The 24,249-nt window shown below is 41.9% G+C and carries 24 protein-coding genes; 7 read left to right on the top strand and 17 right to left on the bottom strand.

Features of this window, described 5'->3' with window-relative positions; genetic code table 11:
• Positions 1-59 precede the first annotated feature (59 nt).
• The 5 genes from BV214_RS05145 to BV214_RS05125 all read right to left on the bottom strand — a co-directional run bounded on the left by BV214_RS05145 (position 60) and on the right by BV214_RS05125 (position 5,260).
• Positions 60-1,430 carry a sensor histidine kinase gene (locus BV214_RS05145; RefSeq protein WP_086476427.1) on the bottom strand — a complete coding sequence of 457 codons (1,371 nt, stop codon included), beginning with the start codon at positions 1,428-1,430 and terminating at the stop codon, positions 60-62.
• The gene (locus BV214_RS05140; RefSeq protein ID WP_086476426.1) at positions 1,420-2,109 is read right to left on the bottom strand and encodes a response regulator transcription factor; all 690 of its coding nucleotides are present in this window, start codon (positions 2,107-2,109) and stop codon (positions 1,420-1,422) included. The genes BV214_RS05145 and BV214_RS05140 overlap by 11 nt, the downstream gene beginning before the upstream one ends.
• Positions 2,110-2,305: 196 nt before the next feature.
• The gene (locus BV214_RS05135; RefSeq protein WP_086476425.1) at positions 2,306-3,529 is read right to left on the bottom strand and encodes a hypothetical protein; all 1,224 of its coding nucleotides are present in this window, start codon (positions 3,527-3,529) and stop codon (positions 2,306-2,308) included.
• 94 nt (positions 3,530-3,623) lie between these two features.
• Entirely contained in the window at positions 3,624-4,064 is a 441-nt protein-coding gene (locus tag BV214_RS05130) for a QcrA and Rieske domain-containing protein (protein ID WP_086476424.1), read from the bottom strand.
• Positions 4,061-5,260, bottom strand: coding sequence for a di-heme oxidoredictase family protein (locus BV214_RS05125; protein ID WP_086476423.1), 1,200 nt, complete (start codon positions 5,258-5,260; stop codon positions 4,061-4,063). The genes BV214_RS05130 and BV214_RS05125 overlap by 4 nt, the downstream gene beginning before the upstream one ends.
• Before the next feature lie 97 nt (positions 5,261-5,357).
• Here BV214_RS05125 and BV214_RS05120 point away from each other — a divergent pair, with 97 nt between their 5' ends.
• A complete protein-coding gene (locus tag BV214_RS05120) occupies positions 5,358-6,017 on the top strand; it encodes a metal-dependent transcriptional regulator (protein ID WP_086476422.1) in 660 nt (219 codons plus the stop codon).
• 168 nt (positions 6,018-6,185) lie between these two features.
• Complete coding sequence (locus BV214_RS05115; RefSeq protein WP_086476421.1) at positions 6,186-6,881, top strand: DsbA family oxidoreductase; 696 nt, start codon at positions 6,186-6,188, stop codon at positions 6,879-6,881.
• Here BV214_RS05115 and BV214_RS05110 read toward each other — a convergent pair.
• From BV214_RS05110 to BV214_RS05085, 6 genes are all read right to left on the bottom strand, one after another.
• The gene (locus BV214_RS05110; protein ID WP_086476420.1) at positions 6,878-7,078 is read right to left on the bottom strand and encodes a hypothetical protein; all 201 of its coding nucleotides are present in this window, start codon (positions 7,076-7,078) and stop codon (positions 6,878-6,880) included. The genes BV214_RS05115 and BV214_RS05110 overlap by 4 nt on opposite strands.
• Positions 7,079-7,113: 35 nt before the next feature.
• Entirely contained in the window at positions 7,114-8,385 is a 1,272-nt protein-coding gene (locus tag BV214_RS05105) for an MgtC/SapB family protein (RefSeq protein WP_086476419.1), read from the bottom strand.
• A gap of 42 nt (positions 8,386-8,427) precedes the next feature.
• Positions 8,428-9,852, bottom strand: a complete 1,425-nt coding sequence (locus BV214_RS05100) for a Gfo/Idh/MocA family protein (protein WP_086476418.1) — start codon at positions 9,850-9,852, stop codon at positions 8,428-8,430.
• 90 nt (positions 9,853-9,942) lie between these two features.
• Complete coding sequence (locus BV214_RS05095; RefSeq protein ID WP_086476417.1) at positions 9,943-10,599, bottom strand: HD domain-containing protein; 657 nt, start codon at positions 10,597-10,599, stop codon at positions 9,943-9,945.
• A 2-nt stretch (positions 10,600-10,601) separates the two neighbouring features.
• Positions 10,602-11,333 carry a lysophospholipid acyltransferase family protein gene (locus tag BV214_RS05090; RefSeq protein WP_086476416.1) on the bottom strand — a complete coding sequence of 244 codons (732 nt, stop codon included), beginning with the start codon at positions 11,331-11,333 and terminating at the stop codon, positions 10,602-10,604.
• 81 nt (positions 11,334-11,414) lie between these two features.
• Positions 11,415-11,825 carry a BrxA/BrxB family bacilliredoxin gene (locus BV214_RS05085; RefSeq protein WP_086476415.1) on the bottom strand — a complete coding sequence of 137 codons (411 nt, stop codon included), beginning with the start codon at positions 11,823-11,825 and terminating at the stop codon, positions 11,415-11,417.
• Between the two features lie 136 nt (positions 11,826-11,961).
• On the opposite strand from BV214_RS05085, the gene BV214_RS05080 reads away from it, so the two are divergent.
• Entirely contained in the window at positions 11,962-12,699 is a 738-nt protein-coding gene (locus BV214_RS05080) for a TerB family tellurite resistance protein (RefSeq protein ID WP_086476414.1), read from the top strand.
• Between the two features lie 285 nt (positions 12,700-12,984).
• Here BV214_RS05080 and BV214_RS05075 read toward each other — a convergent pair whose 3' ends face one another.
• Positions 12,985-14,124 (bottom strand): PepSY-associated TM helix domain-containing protein, encoded by a 1,140-nt coding sequence (locus BV214_RS05075; RefSeq protein WP_086476413.1) that lies wholly within the window; start codon positions 14,122-14,124, stop codon positions 12,985-12,987.
• Between the two features lie 77 nt (positions 14,125-14,201).
• Entirely contained in the window at positions 14,202-16,586 is a 2,385-nt protein-coding gene (locus tag BV214_RS05070) for a TonB-dependent receptor (RefSeq protein WP_086476412.1), read from the bottom strand.
• A 646-nt stretch (positions 16,587-17,232) separates the two neighbouring features.
• Between BV214_RS05070 and BV214_RS05065 the strand changes: the two genes are divergently transcribed.
• On the top strand, positions 17,233-17,670 hold the full coding sequence (locus BV214_RS05065; RefSeq protein WP_086476411.1) for a deoxycytidylate deaminase: 438 nt from the start codon (positions 17,233-17,235) through the stop codon (positions 17,668-17,670).
• Positions 17,671-17,681: 11 nt separating this feature from the next.
• On the top strand, positions 17,682-19,319 hold the full coding sequence (locus BV214_RS05060) for a S41 family peptidase (protein ID WP_086476410.1): 1,638 nt from the start codon (positions 17,682-17,684) through the stop codon (positions 19,317-19,319).
• A gap of 91 nt (positions 19,320-19,410) precedes the next feature.
• On the opposite strand, the gene BV214_RS05055 is transcribed toward BV214_RS05060, so the two are convergent.
• Positions 19,411-19,611, bottom strand: a complete 201-nt coding sequence (locus tag BV214_RS05055; protein ID WP_086476409.1) for a hypothetical protein — start codon at positions 19,609-19,611, stop codon at positions 19,411-19,413.
• A gap of 22 nt (positions 19,612-19,633) precedes the next feature.
• Entirely contained in the window at positions 19,634-20,212 is a 579-nt protein-coding gene (locus BV214_RS05050) for a MarC family protein (RefSeq protein ID WP_086476408.1), read from the bottom strand.
• Positions 20,213-20,330: 118 nt separating this feature from the next.
• Here BV214_RS05050 and BV214_RS05045 point away from each other — a divergent pair, with 118 nt between their 5' ends.
• Positions 20,331-20,903, top strand: coding sequence for a DUF3109 family protein (locus BV214_RS05045; protein WP_086476407.1), 573 nt, complete (start codon positions 20,331-20,333; stop codon positions 20,901-20,903).
• Here the strand turns inward: BV214_RS05045 and BV214_RS05040 are convergent.
• Positions 20,893-22,857 (bottom strand): tetratricopeptide repeat protein, encoded by a 1,965-nt coding sequence (locus BV214_RS05040; RefSeq protein WP_245806749.1) that lies wholly within the window; start codon positions 22,855-22,857, stop codon positions 20,893-20,895. The genes BV214_RS05045 and BV214_RS05040 overlap by 11 nt on opposite strands.
• A gap of 23 nt (positions 22,858-22,880) precedes the next feature.
• Positions 22,881-23,615: a LytR/AlgR family response regulator transcription factor gene (locus BV214_RS05035; RefSeq protein WP_086476406.1), complete on the bottom strand. Its 735-nt coding sequence runs from the start codon at positions 23,613-23,615 to the stop codon at positions 22,881-22,883.
• Between the two features lie 314 nt (positions 23,616-23,929).
• Between BV214_RS05035 and BV214_RS16725 the strand changes: the two genes are divergently transcribed.
• Positions 23,930-24,100 carry a hypothetical protein gene (locus tag BV214_RS16725; RefSeq protein WP_176328458.1) on the top strand — a complete coding sequence of 57 codons (171 nt, stop codon included), beginning with the start codon at positions 23,930-23,932 and terminating at the stop codon, positions 24,098-24,100.
• Positions 24,101-24,249 lie beyond the last annotated feature (149 nt).

Here is a 24,249-nt window from a genome sequence, read left to right as displayed (position 1 = left end):
TTAAATGAGCAACAAAGCTGGCCAGGACTACCTTAAAAAGACCTTAAAATGGATAAATTTTAGCTTAAGGGGAAGCTTAATTCAAAAATGTTTTTGTTAGGGGAGGGGTTAGAATAGGTGATATCCCCATGGTGTAATTGCACAATTTTATGGGTTAATACCAAGCCAAGACCAAATCCTGTGGGGTCTTGACTATTGGTCCCCTTGAAGAAATGATAGAAGAGGTATTTCTCCTCCTCCTTTTTAATGGGATTGCCACTATTGATAAAGGCTATTTTGAGGTAGAGGGGATCGCTAAAAATAAAACGGATTTTGGCAAGGGGCTCCGAACTATAGGCAATGCAATTATTCATCACATTAAGAAAAGCCTGCTTTAGCAATAATTCGTTGGCCTTAAGCTCTAACTGCGATTCCTTAAATACTTCTGGTTGAAACTCAATTTCGAAGCGAAACTTGGGGTAGAGAATGCCCAATTCCTCAATGGCGGTAAATATTATCTCATCTACGCGCAAGGGCGTAACGGCCAAGGCCCGCCCCGATTCAATTTTGGAAACCTCCAACAATACCGTAATGATATCGGCCAAGGAGTTGGCATTTAAGATCTGACTTTCAATAATCTTGTTTTTTTGGGAAAGATTGTCCTGTGCCTTGGCTCTTTCCAATTCCGATACCAAAATGGCAATGGGGGTTTTAAGCTCGTGGGAAATATGCTGTACAGCGTGTTTTTGAAATGAAAAAACATCCTTGGTTCTATTGACCAGTGCATTAAATTTTCCGGTGAGGTAGTTTATTTCATAGGAATTGGTGGCCACTGAGATCCCCTTAAATTTTTGCTCGTTAAAGTCGATGTCGCTCAGTTTTTCGGCCAAACTGGTAATGGGTTTAGAGATTTTGGCCGATAAGTAATGACTAATGAGTAGTACAATAACGGTAATGGCCAAGGAAATAATGATCAGTATATTTTGCAGGAAATTTAGCTTGGTATAGCCAAAGGCGTCATAGGCCTTGCTGATGGCGTAAAAGGTGGCGTCTTCCCTTTCTACATATATCCCAATCAGGTCATAATCGTCCTCTTTGGTCTCTATCCATTGGTTGGCGGGGGAAAGGGAGTTTAGGATATTTTGGGCATTGTGGATGGGGAGATCATCGATACTTCTAAAAATCAGTTGTTTGTTGCGATCATAGATAAGCATTTTCTCATCAAAGAAATCGTGTATGCTATGCCGGTCCATGATGGTTGCCAAACTTTCACTGAGCTCTTTGTATTCGGCAATGAGCCCTAGGGTATAGTGGATTTTTTCGTTTTGTCGCTGTTGAAATTCCTCTTCTCTATGCTCTGCAAAGAGCACATATATTATAACAGAGAAAAGGACTGTAAGTGTTATTACAGTGGCGGAAATATAGATGTGTATCTGATTCTTAATTTTCATTTACATCCACATAATAGCCATAGCCAATTCTGGTTTTTATAGTGTTTTTCCCAAATGGCTTATCTAGCTTGTTTCTTAAAAAATTCATATATACCTCTATGGTATTGGTGTTAGCCTGAAAGGAGCTTCCCCATATTCTTTCAATGAGGTCCGATTTGGAAACAACCTCCCCTGCATTTTCCATTAAGCGATAGAGAATTTGGTATTCCCTGGGAGTCAGGGAAATTTCCGTCCCTAGCCTAAAGACCTTTTTCTGTGCAGTGTTCAAGGTAATATCGCCTGCAGTTAAGACGGTACTGTGTTGTTGGGCGTCATTATTTCCACTGCGTTTTACTAGGGACTGAATTCTTAGGACTAATTCCCGCATAAAAAAGGGTTTGGTGAGGTAATCATCGGCACCACAATCAAAACCTTGTACCTTATCTTCCAGTTCGCTAAAGGCGGTGAGCATTAGAACCGGGGTTTGGGTATTGTACTTCCGAAACCTACTGCATAGGTCAAAGCCGTTGCGTCCAGGGAGGTTTATATCCATCACCACGCAATCAAAGGATTCCTTCTTAAGCATGCGTTCTGCCAAGAGTCCGTCATAGACCACTTGGACCACCATGGACTCTGCTTTCAGGGCCTCGCCTATATTCTGGCTAAGGGTATGGTCGTCCTCTATAATTAAAATTTTCATGGGCTCCTAATTGGTTTTTTATACCGTAGGGAATATTTCTCAGTTACGGGTAGCTATTCTTCCCTCTGCCCAAAGATAGCCTTAAAAAGGAAGGATGTCTAACCTCTTAATTTGTAGCAGCTAATACCGATTCATTAAAATCATGGAAATTAGGATCCCATGTCCAGGTTTTAAGGACTTTCTTTCTAAGGTCTACCTAGAAATAAGTGGAAAGTCCCAAACTAATTCCTGCTGTTTTTTCTGCAGGATTATTATGTACATCAACTTGCTGCTGTATGCGATAATTAAGGCGGAATACGGTCTGTTGCGAGGGCCTAAAGCTAATGGCGGGCATTACGCTCCACAAGTGGTCCCCAATAGTATAGCCGGTTTCTTGGAAGGTGCCTACATTCCAATCCACATATTCCAATCTACAGGCCAAGTTGAGGGATGCCTTTTCCCACCCCAACATTTTTTTACTGATCAATGGTTGTACTACGTCTACAAACCCTCCCTGCTGTTTGTTCCCGTAGAACTGGGTATAGTTGTTAGGAATATCTACGTTTATCCATGCCCATTCGCCGGTGATAAAAGTGTTCCATTTGGGAAGGGTGTGGTTATAATCTATGGCGAACACCTGAAGTCTTCTCTTTTCGTCTACTGCTGCTCCATCGTCTTCAAAGGTGTTGTAAATACCGCCCATATAGGACAAACCTAGCTCTCCAAAATTATTGTGACGTACTGCCACTTTCCCTGTGGTTAAGGGGGTACCGCTAGCACTTTCTTCAAATCTAGCAAAATTGGCTTTGGAGGCGGGCAAATAGGTCCTGTTTTGGTCGTTGTCTATAATAGTATGGTCAAACCCTCCGCTTAGGTAGGCTTCATAGCCTAACATCCAATCCCCTTTATAGGTTTTACCAAAGAGTCCAAAACCAGCATTGCTCCAGGTAGAAGGAAGCATTTGGGTAGCGGAAATGGGCCTATCGGTAAACTCCCATTTGGGGCCGTCGTGATTTTGGTTAAAAGCCCCAATCGGATTCATAATGATTCCTCCGCGGAGATTGAACAAGGGGTGGAATTCTACATCCAAGGAAGCGAATTCAATCGCAATATGGTTTCCGCCTTCCTCAAATTCGATCTCACTCATAAATTTTAATTTTTTCCCGATGGTAGACGACACAAAGAGGGTCATTCTCCTCATTTGAAATTCGTGTCCTTCCGTAATGCCTTCGGTACCCATATATTGCCAGTTGGCTTCCATATACCCGCCCACGGAGACGGGCAATTTACCTAAGTTTAGAAAAGGCCTATCGTAAACGGCATCCATATTCAATCCCTGTTGGGTGCTGTCCGTTTTATTGATTTGTAAAAGAGTGGTATCTATTTGGGCCTGGGCCATCCCTGCTATTAATAAAAGTAATAGGGTAATTAATTGTTTCATCTGTTGCGATTTATGGTGGTTCCTACTTTAACGAAATCCTTTGAAGAATTCGTGGGACCGGTCAATTTTATGGTATGTTTTATCTCGATCTTGTTTATGCCGCGCTTAAGGATACATGGATATTTTCCTGTAAAACCTTTACAGGAAAGGATCTCAGTGCTTCCGTGGCAGGACCATTGGTCACCTTGCCCTTATTGTCAAATTCACTCCCGTGGGCAGAACAAACCAGTTTGTCTCCATAGGCATTTAACTCATTCCCTTGGTGGGTACATTGGAGGTACAGGGCGGTATAATTCTCCTCTGAGAAGCGAAATAGAGCAATAGGGTATTGTAGTCTGGTATTGCTAACCACTATATAATTGTAATGGCCCTTATTTTTTGCAAAGTCGGCCTTAGAAATCACTAATTGATCTCCATCTATGGGAGCTGTAATGTTTTTGGTAGCCACGCAGCTTTGCAATAACATACCTACAGAAGTAGCCCCTAAGCAAGCTAGTCCGCAGGTTTTTATAAAATCCTTTCTATGCATTGTCATAAGCTTTCCAAAAATTTAATTAGGTCTTCTTTTTCAGATTGGTCCAGGCCAACGTAAAGATTTTTACTGTTCTCAGCCTCTCCCCCATGGAGTAGAATGGCCTCTTCTATACTTCTGGCCCTGCCGTCGTGCATTAAAAAGTAATGTCCCCCTTGAGAATTCTTGGATAGTCCCAACCCCCATAAAGGGGCAGTACGCCATTCTGAGGTAAGTGCACTTCCTTCGGTGTAACCATCGTCCAGTTCTGGTCCCATATCGTGTAGTAATAAATCGGTATAGGGGTGGAAGGTTTTATAGGATAATGCCTCTATGGGGGAGTATCCTGTTTTCATTTCCGGTAAATGGCAAGAGGCACACTGTATTTGTGAGAAAATTGCTTTCCCCTGCTGCACCTGTGGATCATCCTGATCTCTGGGAATGGGTGCTTTTAAGGTCTCTAGGTAAAAAACGACGTCTCTAATGGTTTGTTGGGAAATTTCTGGATCTATGGATAAACCAGAAAAAGTGTCAATGGGGTCAAAGATCGAGTTGATTCCCATGTCTTGGTTGTAGGCGTCAACGGTTTGCTCTAAGAGATCGTATACCGAAGCTTTTTTTCCAAAACGGTGAATATACTTTCCGTCCCTGGTGATGGCATCGGGACGGGGGATGGTAAAATCCCTGATGTAATCCCAATTGGGCACCCCGGAAATACCATCGTCGTCCAGATCATCGGGGTCGGCTAGCGCAAGGATGTCTTCGTCCGTTACATATTGAAGAAATCCAAGTCCGGTAACCGCTGGCGGGGTAAAAACCGAATAGGTAGCTCCCTCCGGAATAGTTTCTGGAGTGTATCCTGGGAGGGCACGGTTTTGTAATTGGGGTCCGCCCAAATGCAAGAACTTATTGCCGGTAGCGTCTATTTGTCCAAAACGAGTTAGGGAGGTAGAAGGTAAGCCCTTCCCATCCCCCGCATGGCAACTAACACAGCTAGTGGCTACGAATAGGGGGCCAAGTCCATTTCCGGAATGGAAAAGCTCGTCGTTAAAAGCAACATCGCCGCGAATAAATTGTGCGCTTTGCGCATGGGTTAATCCTTCCATGGGGCCATCCAACAACTCGGATTCCATGGGTGCTGAGGGAAGAATGTCTTCACATGAAAGCACGATCAATCCTATTAGGATCAGGATTAAGACTTTAAAACTGGATTTTAGCATTGACCTATAATTTAGTTAGACATGCAAATATATAAAGTTAGGAGCACCTAACAAGAATTAATTTTAAATATTTCTATCTTTACGGTAAACTATTGAAATGCCTTCACAAACAACGGAGAATTATTTAAAGGCCCTGTACCACCTACACTTAAAAAATCCTGAGATTTCCTTAACGGAATTGGGGCAGCGCTTGGAGGTTAGTAAGCCTACGGTAAACGAAATGATCAAGAAAATGGAGAAGCAGGGCTGGGTAACCTATGTAAGGTACAAGCCCATAACCCTTACCGAAGATGGGGAGAGGGAGGCTGCCAAGGTTATTAGAAAGCACCGTTTGTCCGAGATGTTCCTTACCGAAATTATGGGGTTTGGTTGGGAAGAAGTACATCAGATAGCCGAACAGATAGAGCATTTAAAGTCGGACGCCTTCTTTGATAGGATGGATGAGTTGTTGGATTTTCCCACCAAGGATCCCCATGGCTCTCCTATTCCGGATAGGGAAGGAAATTTTTTAGATAATAATTATCAAATGCTTTCCCAAATGGAAGAAGGCCAAACGGTGGTCTTGAATGCCTTGCGAAGCAGCGGTAAGGAATTTTTAATGTTTTTAAACAAGAAGGAAATAAGTTTGGGCCTGGAAATTACCATAAATCAAATTGAGGCATTCGATCGAAGTGTCACCGTATCTTATGGCAAGCACAAGAACGTAGTACTCAGTCAGGCTGTTGCGGCAAAACTCCTGGTTTCCCAAACGGAGTAGGGGCTGGGTTGGGATTCATTGGGATTGCCCTTTGCTTGGTCCAAGCGATGTACCACCTTTTCGAGGGAATCTTTGTAAGGTTTTACCGTTTAAACGAACCTATTGTTTGGTACATAGGTGTTAGTGCCAAAAATACCAATTGGTTTATAAATTTAATAAAGTAAGCATATGGAAATAAGTATTTGGTCGGACATACGGTGTCCCTTTTGTTATATTGGAAAAAGGAATTTTGAATCGGCGCTGGATAAATTTAAGTATAAGGATAAAGTGAAGCTAGAGTGGAAGAGTTTTGAATTGGATCCCACTATGCAGACCCGTACAGATATTAGTGCCATTGATCATTTCTGTGAATCCAAGGGTGTAGAGCGAGAGCAGGCAATGCAAATGTTTAACGGGGCAGTACAAATGGCTAAAGCGGTAGGTATTAACTTTGATCTTGCCCAATCCGTACCTGCAAATTCCTTAAAAGCGCACCGACTCTTGCATTTTGCCAAGGGAAAAATTGAGGTAGATAATTTAAAGGAGGCCCTTTTGGAGGCACATTTGGTAAAAGGTGAAAACATAGACGATATAGGTTTTTTGGTAAACCTTGCCGAATCCAAGGGATTGGATGGAGCGGAAGTACGTGCCATGTTAGAATCGGATGATTTTACTTATGAGGTAAGGCAAGACCAAATGGAGGCCCGCAACTTGGGAATTGGCGGCGTCCCTTATTTTGTGGTAAACAATAAGTTTGGTATTTCTGGAGCACAACCTTCCGAAGTATTTTTGGAAGCCTTGGAGAAGTCATATGAAAATCAGCAAGAGGAGGCCTTGGAGGTAAAATCCGATGGTAGCTGTAGTGTAGACGGAGAGTGTAATTAATTATAATTCCTGTTACTCTTCAAATAAGTGGGAATTAAGGCTTGCACGCTTACCTGCCCGTTGAGGTGGGTGTAGAAATGCAAACGGGCAGTTTCCACATCTGCTGGGTCATGAACTTGCCCTGCGGTACGTAACATATCCATCTCCTTTCCATGATCATGGGAAGGAGATTTTTTTATGGAAAATTTTAATTCCATGGCCCGTTGTAATTAGGGGTGTAGATGGCAATCTATTACCCTAGAAGTGCTATATAAAGGGTACCCACCAAGATAACGGCACCAAAAATATACCCCACCCACTTTCCTGTGGCCCTAGATCCCCTAGAATAGGCAATCCCTAGTTTTACCAAGGTGTTACTAAGGGTAGCGGCAATAATAACGAGGGAGGATAGTTTAAGGTAAGCAGCCTCCAAGCCAAAGTTGGCCATGCTAATAGTGATGGCGGTGGTATCTGCCAAACCTGCGATAAGGGCAGAATAATACAATCCGCTTTCACCAAAGTAAGCATTCCCAAAGTGTACGGCATAAAGGATTATCACATACATCACCGCAAATCCAAGTGCATTCACAATATTGAGGGGGTTGCCCAAATCTATTTCGGTAGCGGCCTTGCCCGAACCTTTTTTTATCAACAGTACGCTGGGAATAAGACAGATTAAGGTTAATAGGGTAAGGGGGATTGCCAAATAGTGTAACATATCCGAATTAAAGATGGTTGCTAGCAGGGCCAAACGTGGAAACATAATAGCCGATGCAATGATGATGCCCGCACTGTATTCCCTGGATAATTCTGGGTTAGACTTACTCTTGGCAGCATAATTCCATGTCACTGCCGTACTGGAAATGAGTCCGCCTAAAATAGCGGTCAATAAAATCCCTTTCCTAGATCCCACAAATTTTACCAGAAAGTAGCCTATAAAATTTAGGAAGGATACAATTACTACAATGGACCCGATTTCGAACGGATTCAACAAATTATTGGCTCCATAATCCCTGTTGGGTAAGAAGGGCAATATCAAAAGAGCCAGAATAACAAACTTTATAAAAGCAAAAAGCTCCTGATGCGTAATGTTTTTAATAATGGATCTAAAAGTGGTCTTTAGGGAGAGCAGGGTTACCAAAATAACAGCTGTAGCCACGGAGTCTCTATACCATTCCTCAGAAACCATTAAGCCCAATACAAAGGCAGCGATCAAAGCAAGGTTGGTAGTGACCCCCAAGCTAATTTCCATCCTAGATTTTATGATTTGGCCAATACCTAGAAATAGAATCAATGTGCCAAATCCTACAATGGGCAGCCAATGGGAAAAGGAATCCGTTAAATTTCCCAAGGTAAATCCCAGAATGGTAACAAGGGGAAAGGTCCTAATACCGGCAAAGCCTGTAACGCCCTTCAGTTTGTCGTACTCCCTCTCTAACCCTAGGATTAGTCCAATCGCCAAACTCACAAGGACTCCAAGCATATAGGGCCCTATCAGATTGCTTAAATACGCTTCTGGCTGCATATTGTTGTGGATGCTTAATTAGGAGTACGAAAATAGGCTATTTTATGTCAGCTCCCAACCCTCCCGGTAACTGCCCTGTACCCAATCATTGGCTTTTTCGAAGTTGGTTACCCGCATATTTTCTCCGTCCCAATGTATTTTTCTTCGGCCGGGATAGTCAAACGGATCCCAATCGCCCGCTTTTTTACCAGGTTTATAGTTTTTGTATTGAAAGGCCCTAATGGCCAGGTTGCCCATAAGGACAGCCTCGGTAAGTGGGCCGGCACGATTAAAATCGGAAGAGGTTGGGGTGCCGTTCAGACAGGCCTCCACAAAATTGCGCTGGTGTCCGTTTATACCGTTCGTTATTCTGTTTAAATAGGGTTTTGGCGGTTGAAATATCTTCATTGTGCTAGAGGGGAGTATTCGGGCATTTCTAGAATAGGTGTCGCATATTAAAATGCCACGGGTTCCATAAAAAATGGAGCCACCTCCGGCATCGCCAATGGGTTCCCCGTCTTTTAAGCTGTCGGGCAGGTCGGGCAAGAGTCCGCCATCATACCAGTTTAACCTAAGCTCCCCATGCTTTTGGGTGTTAAATTTGAGTCGCACTATGGAAGATGAGGGGCAGGAAGCGCTATAATCGGCCTCCACAAAATCGTCCACCCAATTGGTGGTACAACTGGCTTCGGCCTCTGTAGGGTAGCCCAGCTCCAACACACTAAAGGGAGTTTCCATAATGTGGCATCCCATATCCCCTAGGGCTCCTGTACCAAAATCCCACCAACCGCGCCATTTAAAAGGTAAATAGGCATGATTATAGGGACGCATGGCGGCCACCCCTAGCCAAAGATCCCAATCCACTCCTTTTGGAATTTTATGCTTTTCCGTGGGTGCGGGGATTCCCTGGGGCCATACAGGGCGGTTGGTCCAACAGTCTACCTGGGTTACCTTCCCTATAACCCCGGCATCTACCCATTCCCTGGCTTCCCTGCTTCCATCGCTGGAGGCACCTTGATTTCCCATTTGGGTCACCAGGGAATTCTCTTTAGCCACCCGTGTTAAGAGTCGTGCTTCCTTTATATTATGGGTAAGTGGCTTTTCTATATAGGCATGCTTTTTAGCCTTCATAAAAGGCAAGGCAATGCGGGCGTGCATATGGTCTGGCGTAGCCACCATAATGGCATCTACTTGACTGAGCTGCGTGTCGTAAACCTTTCTAAAATCCTTAAATCGTTTCGCCTTGGGGTATTTTTTATAGGAATCAGCAGCCAATCTATCATCTACATCACAGAGGGCAACAAACTTTACTTTATTGGTGTTATGGAGTCCCTTTAGTACTTCTACTCCCCTACCGCCTACCCCAAAAGCGGCCATGTAAAGGGTATCGCTAGGGGGAATGTGTTGTTTCCCCAAAACAAAACTGGGGACAATGGTAAATGCGGCTGAGGTGGCCGCTACGTTTTTCATAAACTTTCTTCGTTGCATCTCATGTCCGTTTTAGGGTAAATACAGTATAAGATACAAAAAAAATAGCCTAGAAACTCTAATAAATAGGAAGTAAGGTGGTTGATTGGCTTATGCCTTGCCGTTCCATTCCTTATAAAACTGCTCCAAATATTGAAGCATAAACTGATGTCGCTCTTCAGCCAATCGTTTTCCGGTGTCCGTATTCATCTTTTCCTTTAAGAGCAGTAATTTTTCGTAAAAATGATTGATGGTCGGGGCGTTGGATTTTTTATATTCCGCCTTGGTCATTTTTAGGTTGGGGGCAATTTCAGGATTATACATTTCCCTGTTTTTAAATCCGCCATAATTAAATGCACGGGCAATGCCAATGGCGCCAATGGCATCTAAACGGTCTGCATCCTGTACCACCTCCAATTCCTTGGAGGTAAACACCTGGTTGGGATTTAGGCTAGCGGAAAAGGAAGCGTTTTCTACAATTTTTATAACATGCTCAATGGTCGCTTCCTTTAGGGGTAAGGTTTGTAGAAATGCCTTCGCCATCTTGGGACCAATGGATTCGTCCCCCTCATGGAATTTTGAATCGGCAATATCGTGCAACAAAGCCGCCAGACTCACGACCAAAACATCCACTTTCTCATCCTTGGCGATTAGGAGGGAATTTTTAAAAACACGCTGAATATGAAACCAGTCGTGTCCGCCTTCGGCTCCCTGCATCGCTTCCTTAACAAAGTTGATGGTTTCCTCAACAATTTCTGTACGGGTCATTATTAGTTTTTTATATGTTGGGTAATGGTCTGCTCTACTTCCGCGAGAAGTTCGTCTATATTATCCGTAATTTCCATGGGTGGGTGTACCTCAAAGCGCAGGTGGTTCCCAAGACCGTAGGGGAATTTGCCGTATTTCAACATCTTCCAGGAGTTGTTAATACTAATGGGTACTATTAAGGCAGAGGGTGCTTTTTTGATAAGCACTTTTAGACCGGTGGTATGAAATTTCTTAGGTTCGCCAGTTTTACTTCGGGTACCCTCGGGGAATATGACGGCAGCCCGCTTGTGCTTTTCTATGTATTTGCCCAGTTTGGCAATTTGGGCAAGGGATTGCCTGCTATCTTTTCTATTGATTAGTACAGAACCTCCATGTCTTAAGTTATAGGATACACTGGGAATGCCTTTTCCCAGTTCTATCTTACTGACAAATTTGGGATGATGCTTTCTCATAAACCAAACAATGGGGGATATGTCGTGCATACTCTGGTGATTTAAAACCAAAATAGTGGGTCTATCCGTGGGGATGGTTTGGGGATTGTTAAAGGAGTAGGTGGTGCCCAGCACATGGGTGCAACGTATTAGGCAAAGGTTTAGAAGGGCCACACTTTTTCGATGGGCCTCATAGCCAAACCAATTAAAACAGATCCATTGTATAGGGTGAAACAGGAGCAGGGTTGCTCCAAATAGGATCAGGTATAGTAGGGATAGGGGGTATGCGATTATTTTTTGCATCTTACAAAAATAAAAAACCGCCCTATTACAAAGCGGTTTTTGAATTAAATTTTTCTGAGTGCTTATTTTAGAGCCATGGGGTTAGCAAAATTCATTGTAAGCCTCCATTAGGTTCTCTGCGATAACTTCTGCAGGTCTACCTTCAATATGATGGCGCTCTATCATATGGACTAACTCTCCATCTTTAAACAAAGCCATACTTGGAGAAGATGGGGGGAAGGGAACCATTAGATTCCTAGCAGCATCTACTGCTTCCTTGTCTACTCCAGCAAATACCGTAGCCAATTGGGTAGGTTTTTTTGCATTTTGAAGGCTCATTTTTGCGGCCGGTCTGGCATTAGCTGCGGCACAACCACATACGGAGTTCACCACTACTAAAATGGTTCCCTCTTTATTGATGGCCTTTTCCACTGCCTCCGCGGTATATAGTTCTTCAAACCCAGCTGATGCTAAGTCTTCTCTCATCGGTTTTACTAATTCTGCAGGATACATATATGTTATTTTTGTATGATTATTAATAAGTGCCTCAAAGATAACCATTTTCGTGCACTCCATTAGAATACCTTAACTTTTCATTAAACCTTCCGTTCTATGGTAAAATTATATCTTTGCCCAAATTTACGTGAAGATGATAAAATGGATTGCCGCCATATTGGGGTTTTATTTGTTTAGGTTTCCCGGAGCCATATTAGGATATTTTATTGGTAGTTTTATAGACGGCGTTAATAATAAGGGCAGTTCGGGGGGCCGATCCGTATTTCAAGACTTCACTAGGCAATCTGTAAGTCCGGAAGATTTTGAGCTTCACCTATTGTCGCTCTGCTCTATAGTGATTAAAGCAGACGGAGTGGTGAGTCAGCGCGAAATGGATTATGTGCGTCAGTACTTTGTTGGTGCCTATGGAAAAGACAAGGCCAATGCCATTTTTAGGACCTTTAACGAGGTGGTTAAGAAGAGGGAGGTTTCGGCAGAAAAAATCTGTACGTTTTTAAATCAGCGTACCCGGTATGAGGTGCGATTGCAATTATTGCATTTCCTTTTTGGAATTGCCCAAGCAGATGGAACGGTTCGGCAGGCCGAAATTGATAAAATCAGGGAAATTGCCGGGTATTTTAGAGTGAGTATGGGCGATTTTGAAAGTATTAAGGCCATGTTTATAAAATCGGCCGATACCGCCTATAAAATTCTAGAGATAAATAAATCGGCCACGGACGAGGAGGTTAAAAAAGCGTATAGAGCCATGGCTAAAAAATACCACCCAGATAGGGTAAATACCCAAAACGAAGCCATTAAAAAAGGAGCCGAAGAGAAGTTTAAGGAAGTTCAGAAGGCTTACGAGACCATTCAGCAGGAAAGAGGCTTGTAGTAGGTACCTGCCCCTTAAATCCCTTATGGTTTGGGATTGCATAAGGGGTGTAGGTAGAAGCGTTCCTGGTTGAATATGAGGTGCAATTATTTGGTAGGCTAGGCTTGCAGTTGAAGTAGCTTATACATTTAAGGGGGCTTAAATCAATACCATTTTTTTTTGAATCTCCTGTCCAACTAAGTTGGGTAGCAATTCATAGTAGTATCCGGTAAATCCTCGCTATTGCCTTTTGTTTTTACCATTACAATGGCGTTTTAGTACAATTCTTAATTTCTGATTTAGGGTCTAGCACCTTTTTGAACCCTTTTTCTTTTTTAACTTATTAAACCAAATGAGTGTCCCTGTAATGGGCAGGCTGGTACCGATAAGACAAGCCAAAAAGTAGATGAACTTGGAGAAGCCTCCAAAGATCTCTCCCGTATGCAAGGGTTTAATCAGGCTGGCAAGCTTAACATTAAACGGTTTGTTGCTGAAAAGATCTTCCTGAAGGGTGTTCCCATAGCGATCTATCAGATAGGTATCTGAGGCGGAGGGCATCCAGCTAGTTTCATCGTATTTGCTAAGGGTGTAATAGGGGGTTTTTTCGGTTGGAAAATACATAGTGACTTTTCCGTTGTAGGGCAGTTTCTCATTTAGCAGGATGAGGGCGTCTTCATAATTGATGGCAGGGGCTTCTTTCTTAGGGGGATGGTGCTGTAACTTACTATTGTTCCTCCCAAAAATGGGGGTGCCAAGCAGCTTGCCCAAGCCTTCGCGGTAACCTTCAAAAGACCAGCATAGGCCGGTAATGCCCATGATCAATAAAAAAGCACAGGCGTAAAATCCTAGGGTATTGTGAAGATCGTGGTTAATGCGTTTCCAATTGGCGGAGGTTTTTATTTTGAACCCCGTTTTTAAATTTTTCCACCTTAGTCTTTTAGGAAACCATAGTATTAGACCGCTAATGCTTAGGATAATAAAAATGATGGTAGCAATTCCAACGATAGGTCTTCCATAGGGAATATCCAAAAGCAGCCAACGGTGCATTTTAAATATGGTCAGCATAAAGCCATCTGCCGGATTTTGTTTGTTATGTAAAATTTCTCCGGTATAGGGATCCATAAAATAGGTGCTTCCCCTTTTTTCCTTAGGATCTTTTTTTACAACAAATGCATAGGGGGCCTCTGGGTGTTCCTCAATACTAACCCTGCTGACCAGCCCCTTGGTGTGGGCCTTTAAAATCACCACCAACTCATCCAAGGAATGTTTTTTGCCAATGGCCGTCACTTGGGGGTCTTGTGCAAAAAGGGCTTTAATTTCCTTTTCATAGGTAAGGATGGTTCCTGTAGCGCAAATAATAAATAGAATAATCCCGCTGAAAAGGCCTAACCACAAATGAATGTCGTTGATAAACTTTCTTAGGTTGGCCGATTTCTTTTTTACCATTGAAACACCATTTTAGGGAAAAAGTTGCGGGGTAACACCCCGCAACTCTAATAGATTATAAACAATTGGTTGATCGCTTAGAAGGAATACGTAATTACCCCTGCAAAATTTCTAGGATCGGTTTGGTTTATGTACCTGGTGCGGTAGGCATTGTACCCAATTTCATCCAATACATTGTTCACTAGGAACCTAAAGTTCCAATGTTGGTCCAATTGATACGATACCTGGGCATTCACCATAGTATAGGCCGCTACATCAAAAGGTTTTTGGTTAGGAACTATCCCTTCATGGGTGATGGCTCCCGAGCTCCAATCGTTAATAGGTCTTTCCCCGGTATAGTAGGCTCCCGCACCTAGAAATAGGCCGTTTAACCTTCCTTTAAAACCATAATTGGCATAAGCGTTAAAGGTGTGTTTAGGAGTGTTTAGCGGAGAAGAACCAAAAACATAGGCATTGTGTTCTTTGTACTGTGCATCGATATACGAGTAGCCTGTAATAACCTCTAGCCTATCTAGGATCCTTCCGGTAAGTTCTACTTCTATCCCTTTTCGCTCGTCGTTCCCGCCTTTTTCATAGAAACCTGTGGCAACCCAGTTTTCATCGTAAACGGCAAGATTTATATTCTTATTGTTAATTTTAAAGAAGGTGAAATTGAATCTTAGTCTGTTATCCAACCAATTCGTTTTTATACCCGCTTCCAATTGGTCAAAACGCTCATTTCCTAATTCCTTTCCTTCCACGTCTAAACGGGTTGCGGTTCTTGGGTAGGAGCTATTGGTATAGGAGGCAAAAACATTCAGGTTATTTACGGGTTGTAAAACAAGTCCAAAAAGCGGATTAAAGGCATTGCTATTGGTAGTTTCAGTTGCAGTACTGCTTTGTGTGGTACTATAGCGTACCCCTAAAAATGTTTTTAACCAGGAGTTTAAGGTGATAACATCCTGGGCAACAAATCCAATAGATCTAGAGGAAGACCCAGCTTCATTGGCGGCTCCGAAAGCCAACGCCCCTGGCAAAGTATTGCTTATCCCTGTAAATACATTGATGGTATCTACGGTTGCAACGCTTTGGTTAAACGTATTAAAGGAAGTGGTCCTGTAATCAAATCCGACCTGAAAAGTGTGGCTAATGCCTCCAGTCTTTAATTTGTTTCCCACCAGATCAAATTGTAAAACGCTGTTGTTGTCTTTTCTGGTTGAAACGGAATATCCCCTTTTTCGCAATTCGTATTGGGGGGTTCCGTTGTCATCGGCTACCACATTGCCCAAACTTGCTCCCTTATCATCCAGATCCAAACTGGATTTGTAATAGGCGGCCTGTAGGCTTAGTTTTTCGCTGAGGTTGCGCTTAAATCTAAGGGCGTAGGTAGAGTTTTGAGTGATGGATTTGTCGTTCTTATACCCCAGAAACCGGTGGTATGGCATATTGTAAATGGCATTGATATCATTTTCATTTAAGTTTACCGTACCTACATCCGGGGTTCTGCTATCATCCATATAATCCATTTCCATGCTAAGGGTGGTGTTGTCGTCTATACGCCATTCTAGGGATGGGTTGATGTAGAATCTTTCCGAGCCCACACCTTTTCTAAAGCTATCGGAGCGCTCAAGGGCCCCGTTTATTCTAAAGGCTAGATCCTTCTTCTCGTTTAAGGGGCCGTAAACATCAAAGGTGGTTCTTGCTTGTCCAAAGCTGCCTAAGCGTAAGGAAATATTACCTCCAAACTGATATATAGGGGTTTTGGTTACGATGTTGATAACCCCTCCAGGGCTTCCCAAATCGGTGGCAACACCCTGGGTGATGGCAGTAGCGCCTTTTAGCACCTGAATATTGTCTACACCTTGCATATCGGTTAAAATCCCTACCCCTCTAAAATCGGAATGTACCCGAACCCCATTTTTAAGTATGGGGATCCCTCTAAAACCTCTAGAGGACATGCTTTCCCTTTTGTTGCCGTAGGTTGCAAAGGTATATACCCCTGGAACGTTTTTGGTAGCATCGGAGATGGTGAGATTCCCTTGTTGTTCTATCAGTTTTTGGGAGATTATAGAGATACTTTGTATTTGTTCGTATGGGGCTAGGGGTAGTCTGGTAAGGGCCTCTATTTTGTCTGGATGCTCATAGCGGTTCCCAAATACTTCTACCTGGTCTAATTCCATGCCGTCCCTGAGACTAACTACTAGTTCCACGGTTTCGTTTTCTCCAAGGGTTATTGTTTTTAATAGAGGTTGATAGCCAACAGAGCTTATTTTAAGGGTGTGCTGCCCTGGATTTAGATGGTTTATGGAAAAATTCCCGTTTTCATCTGCTGCCGTTCCAATGGAAGCCGGCTCCAATATTACCGAGGCATAGGAAATAGCATCCTGGTCCGAGTTTAATACTTTTCCGCTTATTTTTCCTTCTTGCGCAAATCCCCATTGAAGGCAAAATGCGGCGAGTAGGAGCAATGATTTATTATACATCTTATTTAGACTTAATTTAAATTAGGTGGCAAATATAAAGCGGCTGTTTTTTATTTTAAAATTATTTAGAATAATTATAAATAATAAATTTAGAGGGGCTGGTTATGAATAAATTACCCAATTGGGGATCCCCGAAGTGGTGCCTATAAAAAGGTGAAAACGCGATTTTCAGTCAATAAAAGGATGGTGTTTTAAGCCCTGATTTGATTTTTTGGAGCGAAGGAGGATGCGTAGTTTCCCCAGTTTGGATTAGATCCTTTATAGGGTTTGGGAGCACTTAGGTATTTCCAGTTTTCCCGGCCTGAACGTGGCATTTTTAGCGAAGAATTACCTTTTGTTGTTAGTAGAAGTGTTTCAGAAAACAATAAAGTTTAAACAGGTTCTTTTTAATCAAATATTCTTCAGTATGGAGGTAATTGATCCAGTGTCTATGGATGCTACTATTTTCGGTTGACAGGAATTTTATAAACCTTAACGGTAATTAAAACCATTAATTCATAAAATGCATTAATTTTGAGTGTGGGAAGGATTTTCCACCCAGTAAATCAACTTTTCCTTTATGGGTTCATGGCAACTGCAAAATAAATTGAAGTAGTCTGCAGGAGTCTTAGTTGTAAGGAAGATAATTTAAGTGGATATAATTACAATGAAGGAACGCAAGCAAGAAAAATACGATAGAGCGTATTTGCGTATGGCGAGCGAGTGGGGGAAACTCTCCTATTGCGAGCGAAAACAGGTGGGGGCAATAATTGTAAAGGATAGGATGATCATCTCGGATGGTTATAACGGCACCCCTACCGGATTTGAGAATATTTGTGAGGACGAAGAAGGATATACCAAATGGTATGTATTGCACGCCGAGGCAAATGCTATTTCTAAAGTAGCCGCCTCTACGCAATCTTGCGAAGGGGCCACCCTGTATATTACCCTCTCGCCCTGTAAGGAATGCAGTAAATTAATTCACCAATCTGGCATAAAACGTGTAGTATATCAAAAGGCGTACAAAGATGATGCTGGTATACAGTTTTTGAAAAAGGCGGGGGTAGAGCTTATTCAGATGCCAGAAATCGTAAATACCCTATAAGAATTTAAGAAATGAAGCGCAGAAATACCTTTATATGGCCCACCATCATTGCCTTGGCATTGGCCATTGGTATTTTTATTGGTGGAAAACTGCACTTTAATGATTCTTCCAAAAAGCTTTTTACCAAAAACTCCAATAAAGACAAGCTCAATAGGCTGATAGACTTTATAGATTATGAGTATGTAGACGAGGTAAATACCGATAGTATTGTAGATGTAACCGTCAATAATATCCTTGAAAAATTGGATCCGCATTCCGTTTATATTCCCAAAAGGGATATGACGAAGGTTTCCGAGAATATGAAGGGCGATTTTGTGGGGATCGGGGTAAATTTTTATATGTACAAAGATACTATTTCGGTAATCCGACCGGTAGAGGATGGTCCTAGTTATCTAAAAGGTATTCAGCAGGGAGACCGCATCCTTATGGCCGATGGGGATACCTTGTTTGGTTTGGGAGTCCCTAATGACGAGGTGGTAAAAAAATTGAAAGGGAAAAAGGGGAGTCCGGTAGAATTACAAGTGTATAGAAAAAAAGAGGATAAACTCTTTAAGGTAGTTGTAGAGCGAGACGTGGTACCCATTAAAAGCGTTGAGTCTTATTTTATGCTTACTCCAGATATGGGGTATTTAAAAGTAAATAGATTTGCAGAGTCTACCTATAGAGAGTTTAAGAAAGCCCTGCGCCAACTGGAGGCCATGGGAGCTAAAAAACTAACCCTAGACCTCAGGGATAATCCGGGTGGTTATTTAGGGATTGCCGAGAAAATGGCTGATGAATTTTTGTCCGAAGGCAAGCTGATTTTATTTACCAAGAACAAAAGGGGGAAAATAGACAGTGTATTTGCTACTGGTAAGGGACATTTTAAGAATAAACCGGTCTATGTGCTGATTAATGAGAAGTCTGCATCGGCGAGTGAAATTATTGCAGGTTCCCTACAGGATAATGATATTGGGACCATAGTAGGTCGCCGGTCGTTTGGCAAAGGACTGGTACAGCGCGAAATGGATCTGGGTGATGGGTCGGTCGTACGATTAACAGTATCCAGATACTACACCCCTACTGGGCGTTCTATACAGAAATCCTACGAAAATGGAAATCGGGATTACTACCAAAAATTTATGGACCGCTACCATAACGGTGAGTTGCTTTCCGTAGATAGTATTAAGGTGGCCGATTCCCTAAAGTTTAAAACCCCAAAGGGGAAAGTGGTTTATGGTGGCGGGGGAATAATTCCAGATGTTTTTGTGCCCATTGGCTCCAATGAGTCGGAGGCGATTGCCAGTATGAATTTCCAGTTTATCCCGTTTTTCGTATTTACCTATCTCGATGAACACCGGGAATATTTTGATCGCTTCAATAAAGAATCCTTTATAGAAGAGTATGTGGTAGACGATATCTTCTTTGAAAATTTTGTCACCTATTTTTCCAAAAGCATCAATATAGACTTTTACGCCCACGAGGAAAGTATTAAAACATACTTAAAGGCGGCCTTGGCAGCCCAGCTTTTCGATGCGAATGCCCATGCCAAAATACTCAGCGGTACCGATGATATGGTGCTTAAGGTGCTGGAGCTGGATGGGGCAAACAGCGATGGGAGCGGCCAAAACACCACGGTTCTTACGGATAAAAACCTAGAGGTAGAATAAATAATAAATTGGTTCCTATGGTATAAAAAAAAGCCTCAGTAGTAGTGCTTACCGGCAGGGTTGCCACGGACTCTAAAAGGGAAGGAGTGTGTTACTCCTTCATTTTCTTTTCAATCTTTTTGGAGATCGAATAAATAACCAATAATGCGATGGCGCATAACGATGCCACAATTCCGATCAAGGCAATTATGCTGTCACCTTCCAAAGGTGCGTCAAAATCTACCATGGTTATATTAAAGATAATAAGGGCCAAGCCCAATACGATAAGTACTCCTAATAATATTTTGTTCATCAGATCAATTTTCTAACGCTCCCTAAAATAACTGGTTAATGTTTGCTGTAAAGAGCTTTACGGCGATGGCCAATAAAATCACACCAAATATTTTACGGATAACATTAAGTCCATTTTTACCTAATATCCTCTCTATTCTTTGAGAGGATCTTAATACAATGTAAACAAAAATAACATTTATTATAATGGCTACAATGATATTCTCTACATAGTATTCCGCCCGCAGCGATAGTAAGGTGGTAACCGTTCCAGCCCCAGCGATTAAGGGGAAGGCAATGGGGACAATGGAGGCGCTTTCTGGGTGATCGTCTCTATAGAGGGTGATGCCCAAAACCATCTCCAGGGCCAAAAAGAAAATTACAAAGGAACCTGCTACGGCAAAGGAATTGATGTCAATGCCAATTAATTTCAAAATTTCTTCACCCACAAATAAAAAGGCAATCATAATCAGGGCAGAGACCAAACTGGCTTTTCCAGATTGTATATGACCTACCTTATTTCGTAAGTTGATAATAATAGGTATGCTTCCTACGATATCTATAACCGCAAAAAGGACCATACTGGCTGTAAGGATTTCCCTAAAATTAAAATGTAAGCTCATTTAAAACAGCATGCTAATTGTTGTACAAAACCCTTTTTGGTTTGCAGCTGCAAATCTACGTTTAATTCAAACGAAATTATCCATGTAAAGGGGTATATTTGTGGTTTAATTTTGAGGTATGTTCCAACTGGGGAAAACAATAGTATCGGAAGAGATCATAGAGAATGATTTTGTGTGCAATCTTGCAGCTTGCAAGGGAGCCTGCTGTGTTGATGGAGAAGCGGGGGCGCCCTTGGAGGAGGGGGAGACCGAAGTGCTGGTAGATATCTATCAGGATATTAAACCATTTCTAAGACCCGAAGGGATCGCCGAAATTGAAAAGCAAGGTGCCTTTATTAAGGGAGAGGATGGGGGCTGGGAGACTCCGTTGGTAAATGGAAGTGAGTGTGCCTATGCTATATTTACGGAAAACGGTACTGCAAAATGTGGTATTGAAAAGGCGTATGAAGAAGGTGCAACGAAGTTTAAAAAGCCGGTTTCTTGCCATTTATACCCCATACGGGTAATGGAATATTCCGAAATTACGGCCATAAACTACCACAGATGGGAAATTTGTGATGCGGCCTGTTCATTGGGAAGCGAATTGCAAGTGCCCATTTACAAGTTTGTAAAGGACGGACTAATCAGGAAATTTGGCGAAAAATGGTATGCAGAATTGGAGGAAGTAGCCAAGGAGCATACTAAGTCGTAGGGATGTGGAGTACTACTCGCGTGCCCAAGGCTTGCTTATTGTCATCATATAGATCTATAATTTCTACCTGAAAATTGTGTTCAAAATCTTTGGAAAAGTTTGCCAAGCGCTCTTTGGTAATGTCTATTCCCACGGATTTTCCTTTCAGAACCTTATTTTTCTTTAGTCTTTCGGAAGCTTTACGACCTACGCCGTTATCTGTAATGGTTATTTGTATGTAGTGGTTGTCTTCCCTACTTACTCTTAGATCTATGTTTTTTTCGCCTTCTTTGGTAGAGAGCCCGTGCCATATCGCATTTTCCAGAAAGGGTTGCAATATTAAAGATGGAATTTTCACGGTATGCGGGTCGATGGGGTCTTCTATGGTGATGGAGAAATTTATTTCATTGGAAAAACGGATGTTTTCAATGTTCATATAGAGCTCTATGGTCTCTAGCTCATCAAAAAGTGAGATTTCCTTTACCGAAGAGGCTTCTAGGATTTTACGCACCAATTTGGAAAACTTATTTAGGTAGTGAACGGCATTTTTCTTCTCGTTGTTAATAATATATAACTTGATGGAGTTTAGGGAGTTGAACAAAAAGTGAGGATTCATCTGGCTGCGTAGCATGCTTTGCTCCAGGGTAAGGATCTTTTTTTCACTTTTCAGTTCCTTCTGGCGGTAAAGGATGTATAAAAGAAAGGTGAATAGGGCCATTCCCAAGGAACCTATGAGGAGCATGTTTTTGTTTCTCCTTAGTCGGTGGTTTATTTCGAGATTTTCGCTCGCTAAATTCAATATTTCATTATTCTTTTTCTCCGTTTCATACTTTATGATGAGATCGTAAATATATTTACGGTTCACCTCACTATTGATGGCAACATTTAGGCTTTCTGCCTTTTGATAATATACCAGGGCATCTTTATAATTTGCTTTATGGGTGGCTAATTCCGATAATAGGGTAAAAGCCTTGGAGATAAAGCTGGGTAGGTGATGGGTTTGGGCCATTTCCAGACCTTTGTTAAGGTATTCCTGGGCTTTTGCGTACTGCTTAAGTTTTAAAAGTGCCCATCCTATATTAAGGTTGATGGAGGTGGCAATAAACCTATTTCCAATTTCCTCCGCTGCCAATAGATTGGGCTCTAGAATGGAAAGGGCGTCCTCGGGTTTGTTTTGTTTTATATATACTTGGGCGATGCTGTTTTTGCAAATAATTAATCCCTTATCATTGTTAATTTCGTTATTGTATTCCAAGGAGGTTCTATAGTGGTGAAGGGCGTCTGCTAGTTGCCCTTGTTCTTCTAGGCAATCCCCAATGTTTTGATAGTTTATAGCCAAGCCCAACTTATTGTTTAGCTCCCTTTCTAGGGCCATGGATTTTTTGTACTGCGCGATGGCTATATCGTACTGTCTTAAGGTTTGGTAAAGATTGCCAATGCTGTTTAAGGAAACATTGATGCTTCTTTTAATGCCCATGGAGGGATTTTGAGCAGTGTATGCTAGGTCCAAGGCCTCTTGGTGGTAATCTAGGGCAATTTTTATGGCATCGCTTTTCCGGTAAATTACCCCCAGCATGTTTAGGCTGTAGACCCTAAACTCCAAGTTATCTGCCTTTACTGCCGCCTGCAGGGCTTGTGTGTGGAGGGCAATGGCCTTGGGGAAAAGGGCAATTTCCCTGTATTTTCGTCCCAATTGATTAAGGGCGTAGGCTTCACCATCATAATATTGCTTATGGGCAGCGGCCTTACTGAAATAGCGCATGTAAATGGTGTCGGTCCTATAGGGTCTCAGTACCTTATCTAACTGTTGGTAGGTGGTTGGTGCTGCTTGGATTAGGCTATCGCTACGTTTTTTAAAGGATTCTGGCACCTCTTGGGAGAAGGATGTAAGAGGAGTTAAACACACAAGCAGTGCCCAAAATAAGCGTGACTTAATAGTTAACGGTGCGTATTTATGGGAAATGGCCAACTTCAAAAAATTGGATTTTTGTGGTTAAACTAAATTAAATCCAGAAAATCCGACTTTTTTTGTCTTGATACTGGAATTTTGTGATTGGATTGAAGAATAACATAGCCGTCGGTTTTTATGAATTCTTTTATCTTGTGCATATTGATGATGAACGAATTGTGAATCCTAAAAAAAGTATCCTTCGGCAAAAGTTCATTTACCTCTTTCAGTTTTTTTGTCAACAGAATTTTCTGGCCGTCACTTAAAAATAGGGTGCTGTAATTCCCATCTGATTCTGCGTAGAGAATTTCATCGCTTTCTAAAAATAATAATTTCCCATCTGTGTTGATGGTTATTTTCCTGTGCTGCGAATCTGAATTAAATTTCAACAATACTTTTTCCAATTTGGAATAGGTATCATTTTTGTCGTTAAACTTTCTGATCTTGGCTATGGTCAAGTTTAAATCGTCCGTATCAATAGGCTTTAGTAAGTAGTCTATTGCCTCGTGTTTAAGGGCCTTAATGGCGTATTGGTTGTAGGCGGTGGTAATGACCACAGGGAAATCCCTGTTTTGAAGTTTTTGGATAAATTGAAATCCGTCCATAGTGGGCATCTCAATATCCAAAAACAAGCAGTCTGGAGTATAATGCTGTAAATACTCCAGTGCCTCAAAAGGATCTGTAAAGGAGGCTATCACCTTAATATCATTGCTGAAATTGGTGAGCTCCCAAGAAAGACTTTGGAGTGCTTTAATTTCGTCGTCTACTAATACCGCTTCTAACATAACCAAGGTAAGATAGTTAAATTATAATCCATTGTCTACTTGATAAGCAAGTTTTGTATCAATGGATTTGTTTCGAGTGTAAATGGCAAGAAAAGGGGTAAGATTGGGAAGGATTCTAATACATTGCCGATCTCTATTAGTATAGCCATCATAGGCATTTCGGGAGTTTTTTAAACGCTCTTACCATTCATACAGGATACTATACCAACTATACAATATGTTAGATTTTAACTGGATGTTTCCTATAAATTTGATGTTCCCCAATCCCCTTTAAATCTTTAATGTGTAACCTAGGTATTTAAAATTTTAGGGTGATGAGAAAATGTGTGTTTTTTTTTATTGGATTGCTGTTAGCACTATTTATTGCCGTTGCAGCGGACGAGGAAACTATGAGTTCGGAGGAACAGATTGCCACACATAGCGAAATGGAGAGTCCGGCGGATTTGGCTGAACTTAGAACGAATGAGGAGGACTGGAAAAGATAAGGGTGGTTTCTGGGGCATTCAGCTATAGAAAAACGTAAATAAGCTACGGAATTTAACTATTTAAATAAGACTTAATACAGCCAAATAAAGTGCGATCCAATTCGGGGTCTGTTCATTGAATTTTGAACAGGTTGTAGTTTCTACACTAC

Source organism: Arenibacter amylolyticus, assembly GCF_002150785.1.
In the GTDB taxonomy this organism is placed as follows: domain Bacteria; phylum Bacteroidota; class Bacteroidia; order Flavobacteriales; family Flavobacteriaceae; genus Arenibacter; species Arenibacter amylolyticus.
Note: the sequence above shows the minus strand (reverse complement) of the source record. Positions and strands in the feature narration are given on the sequence as shown.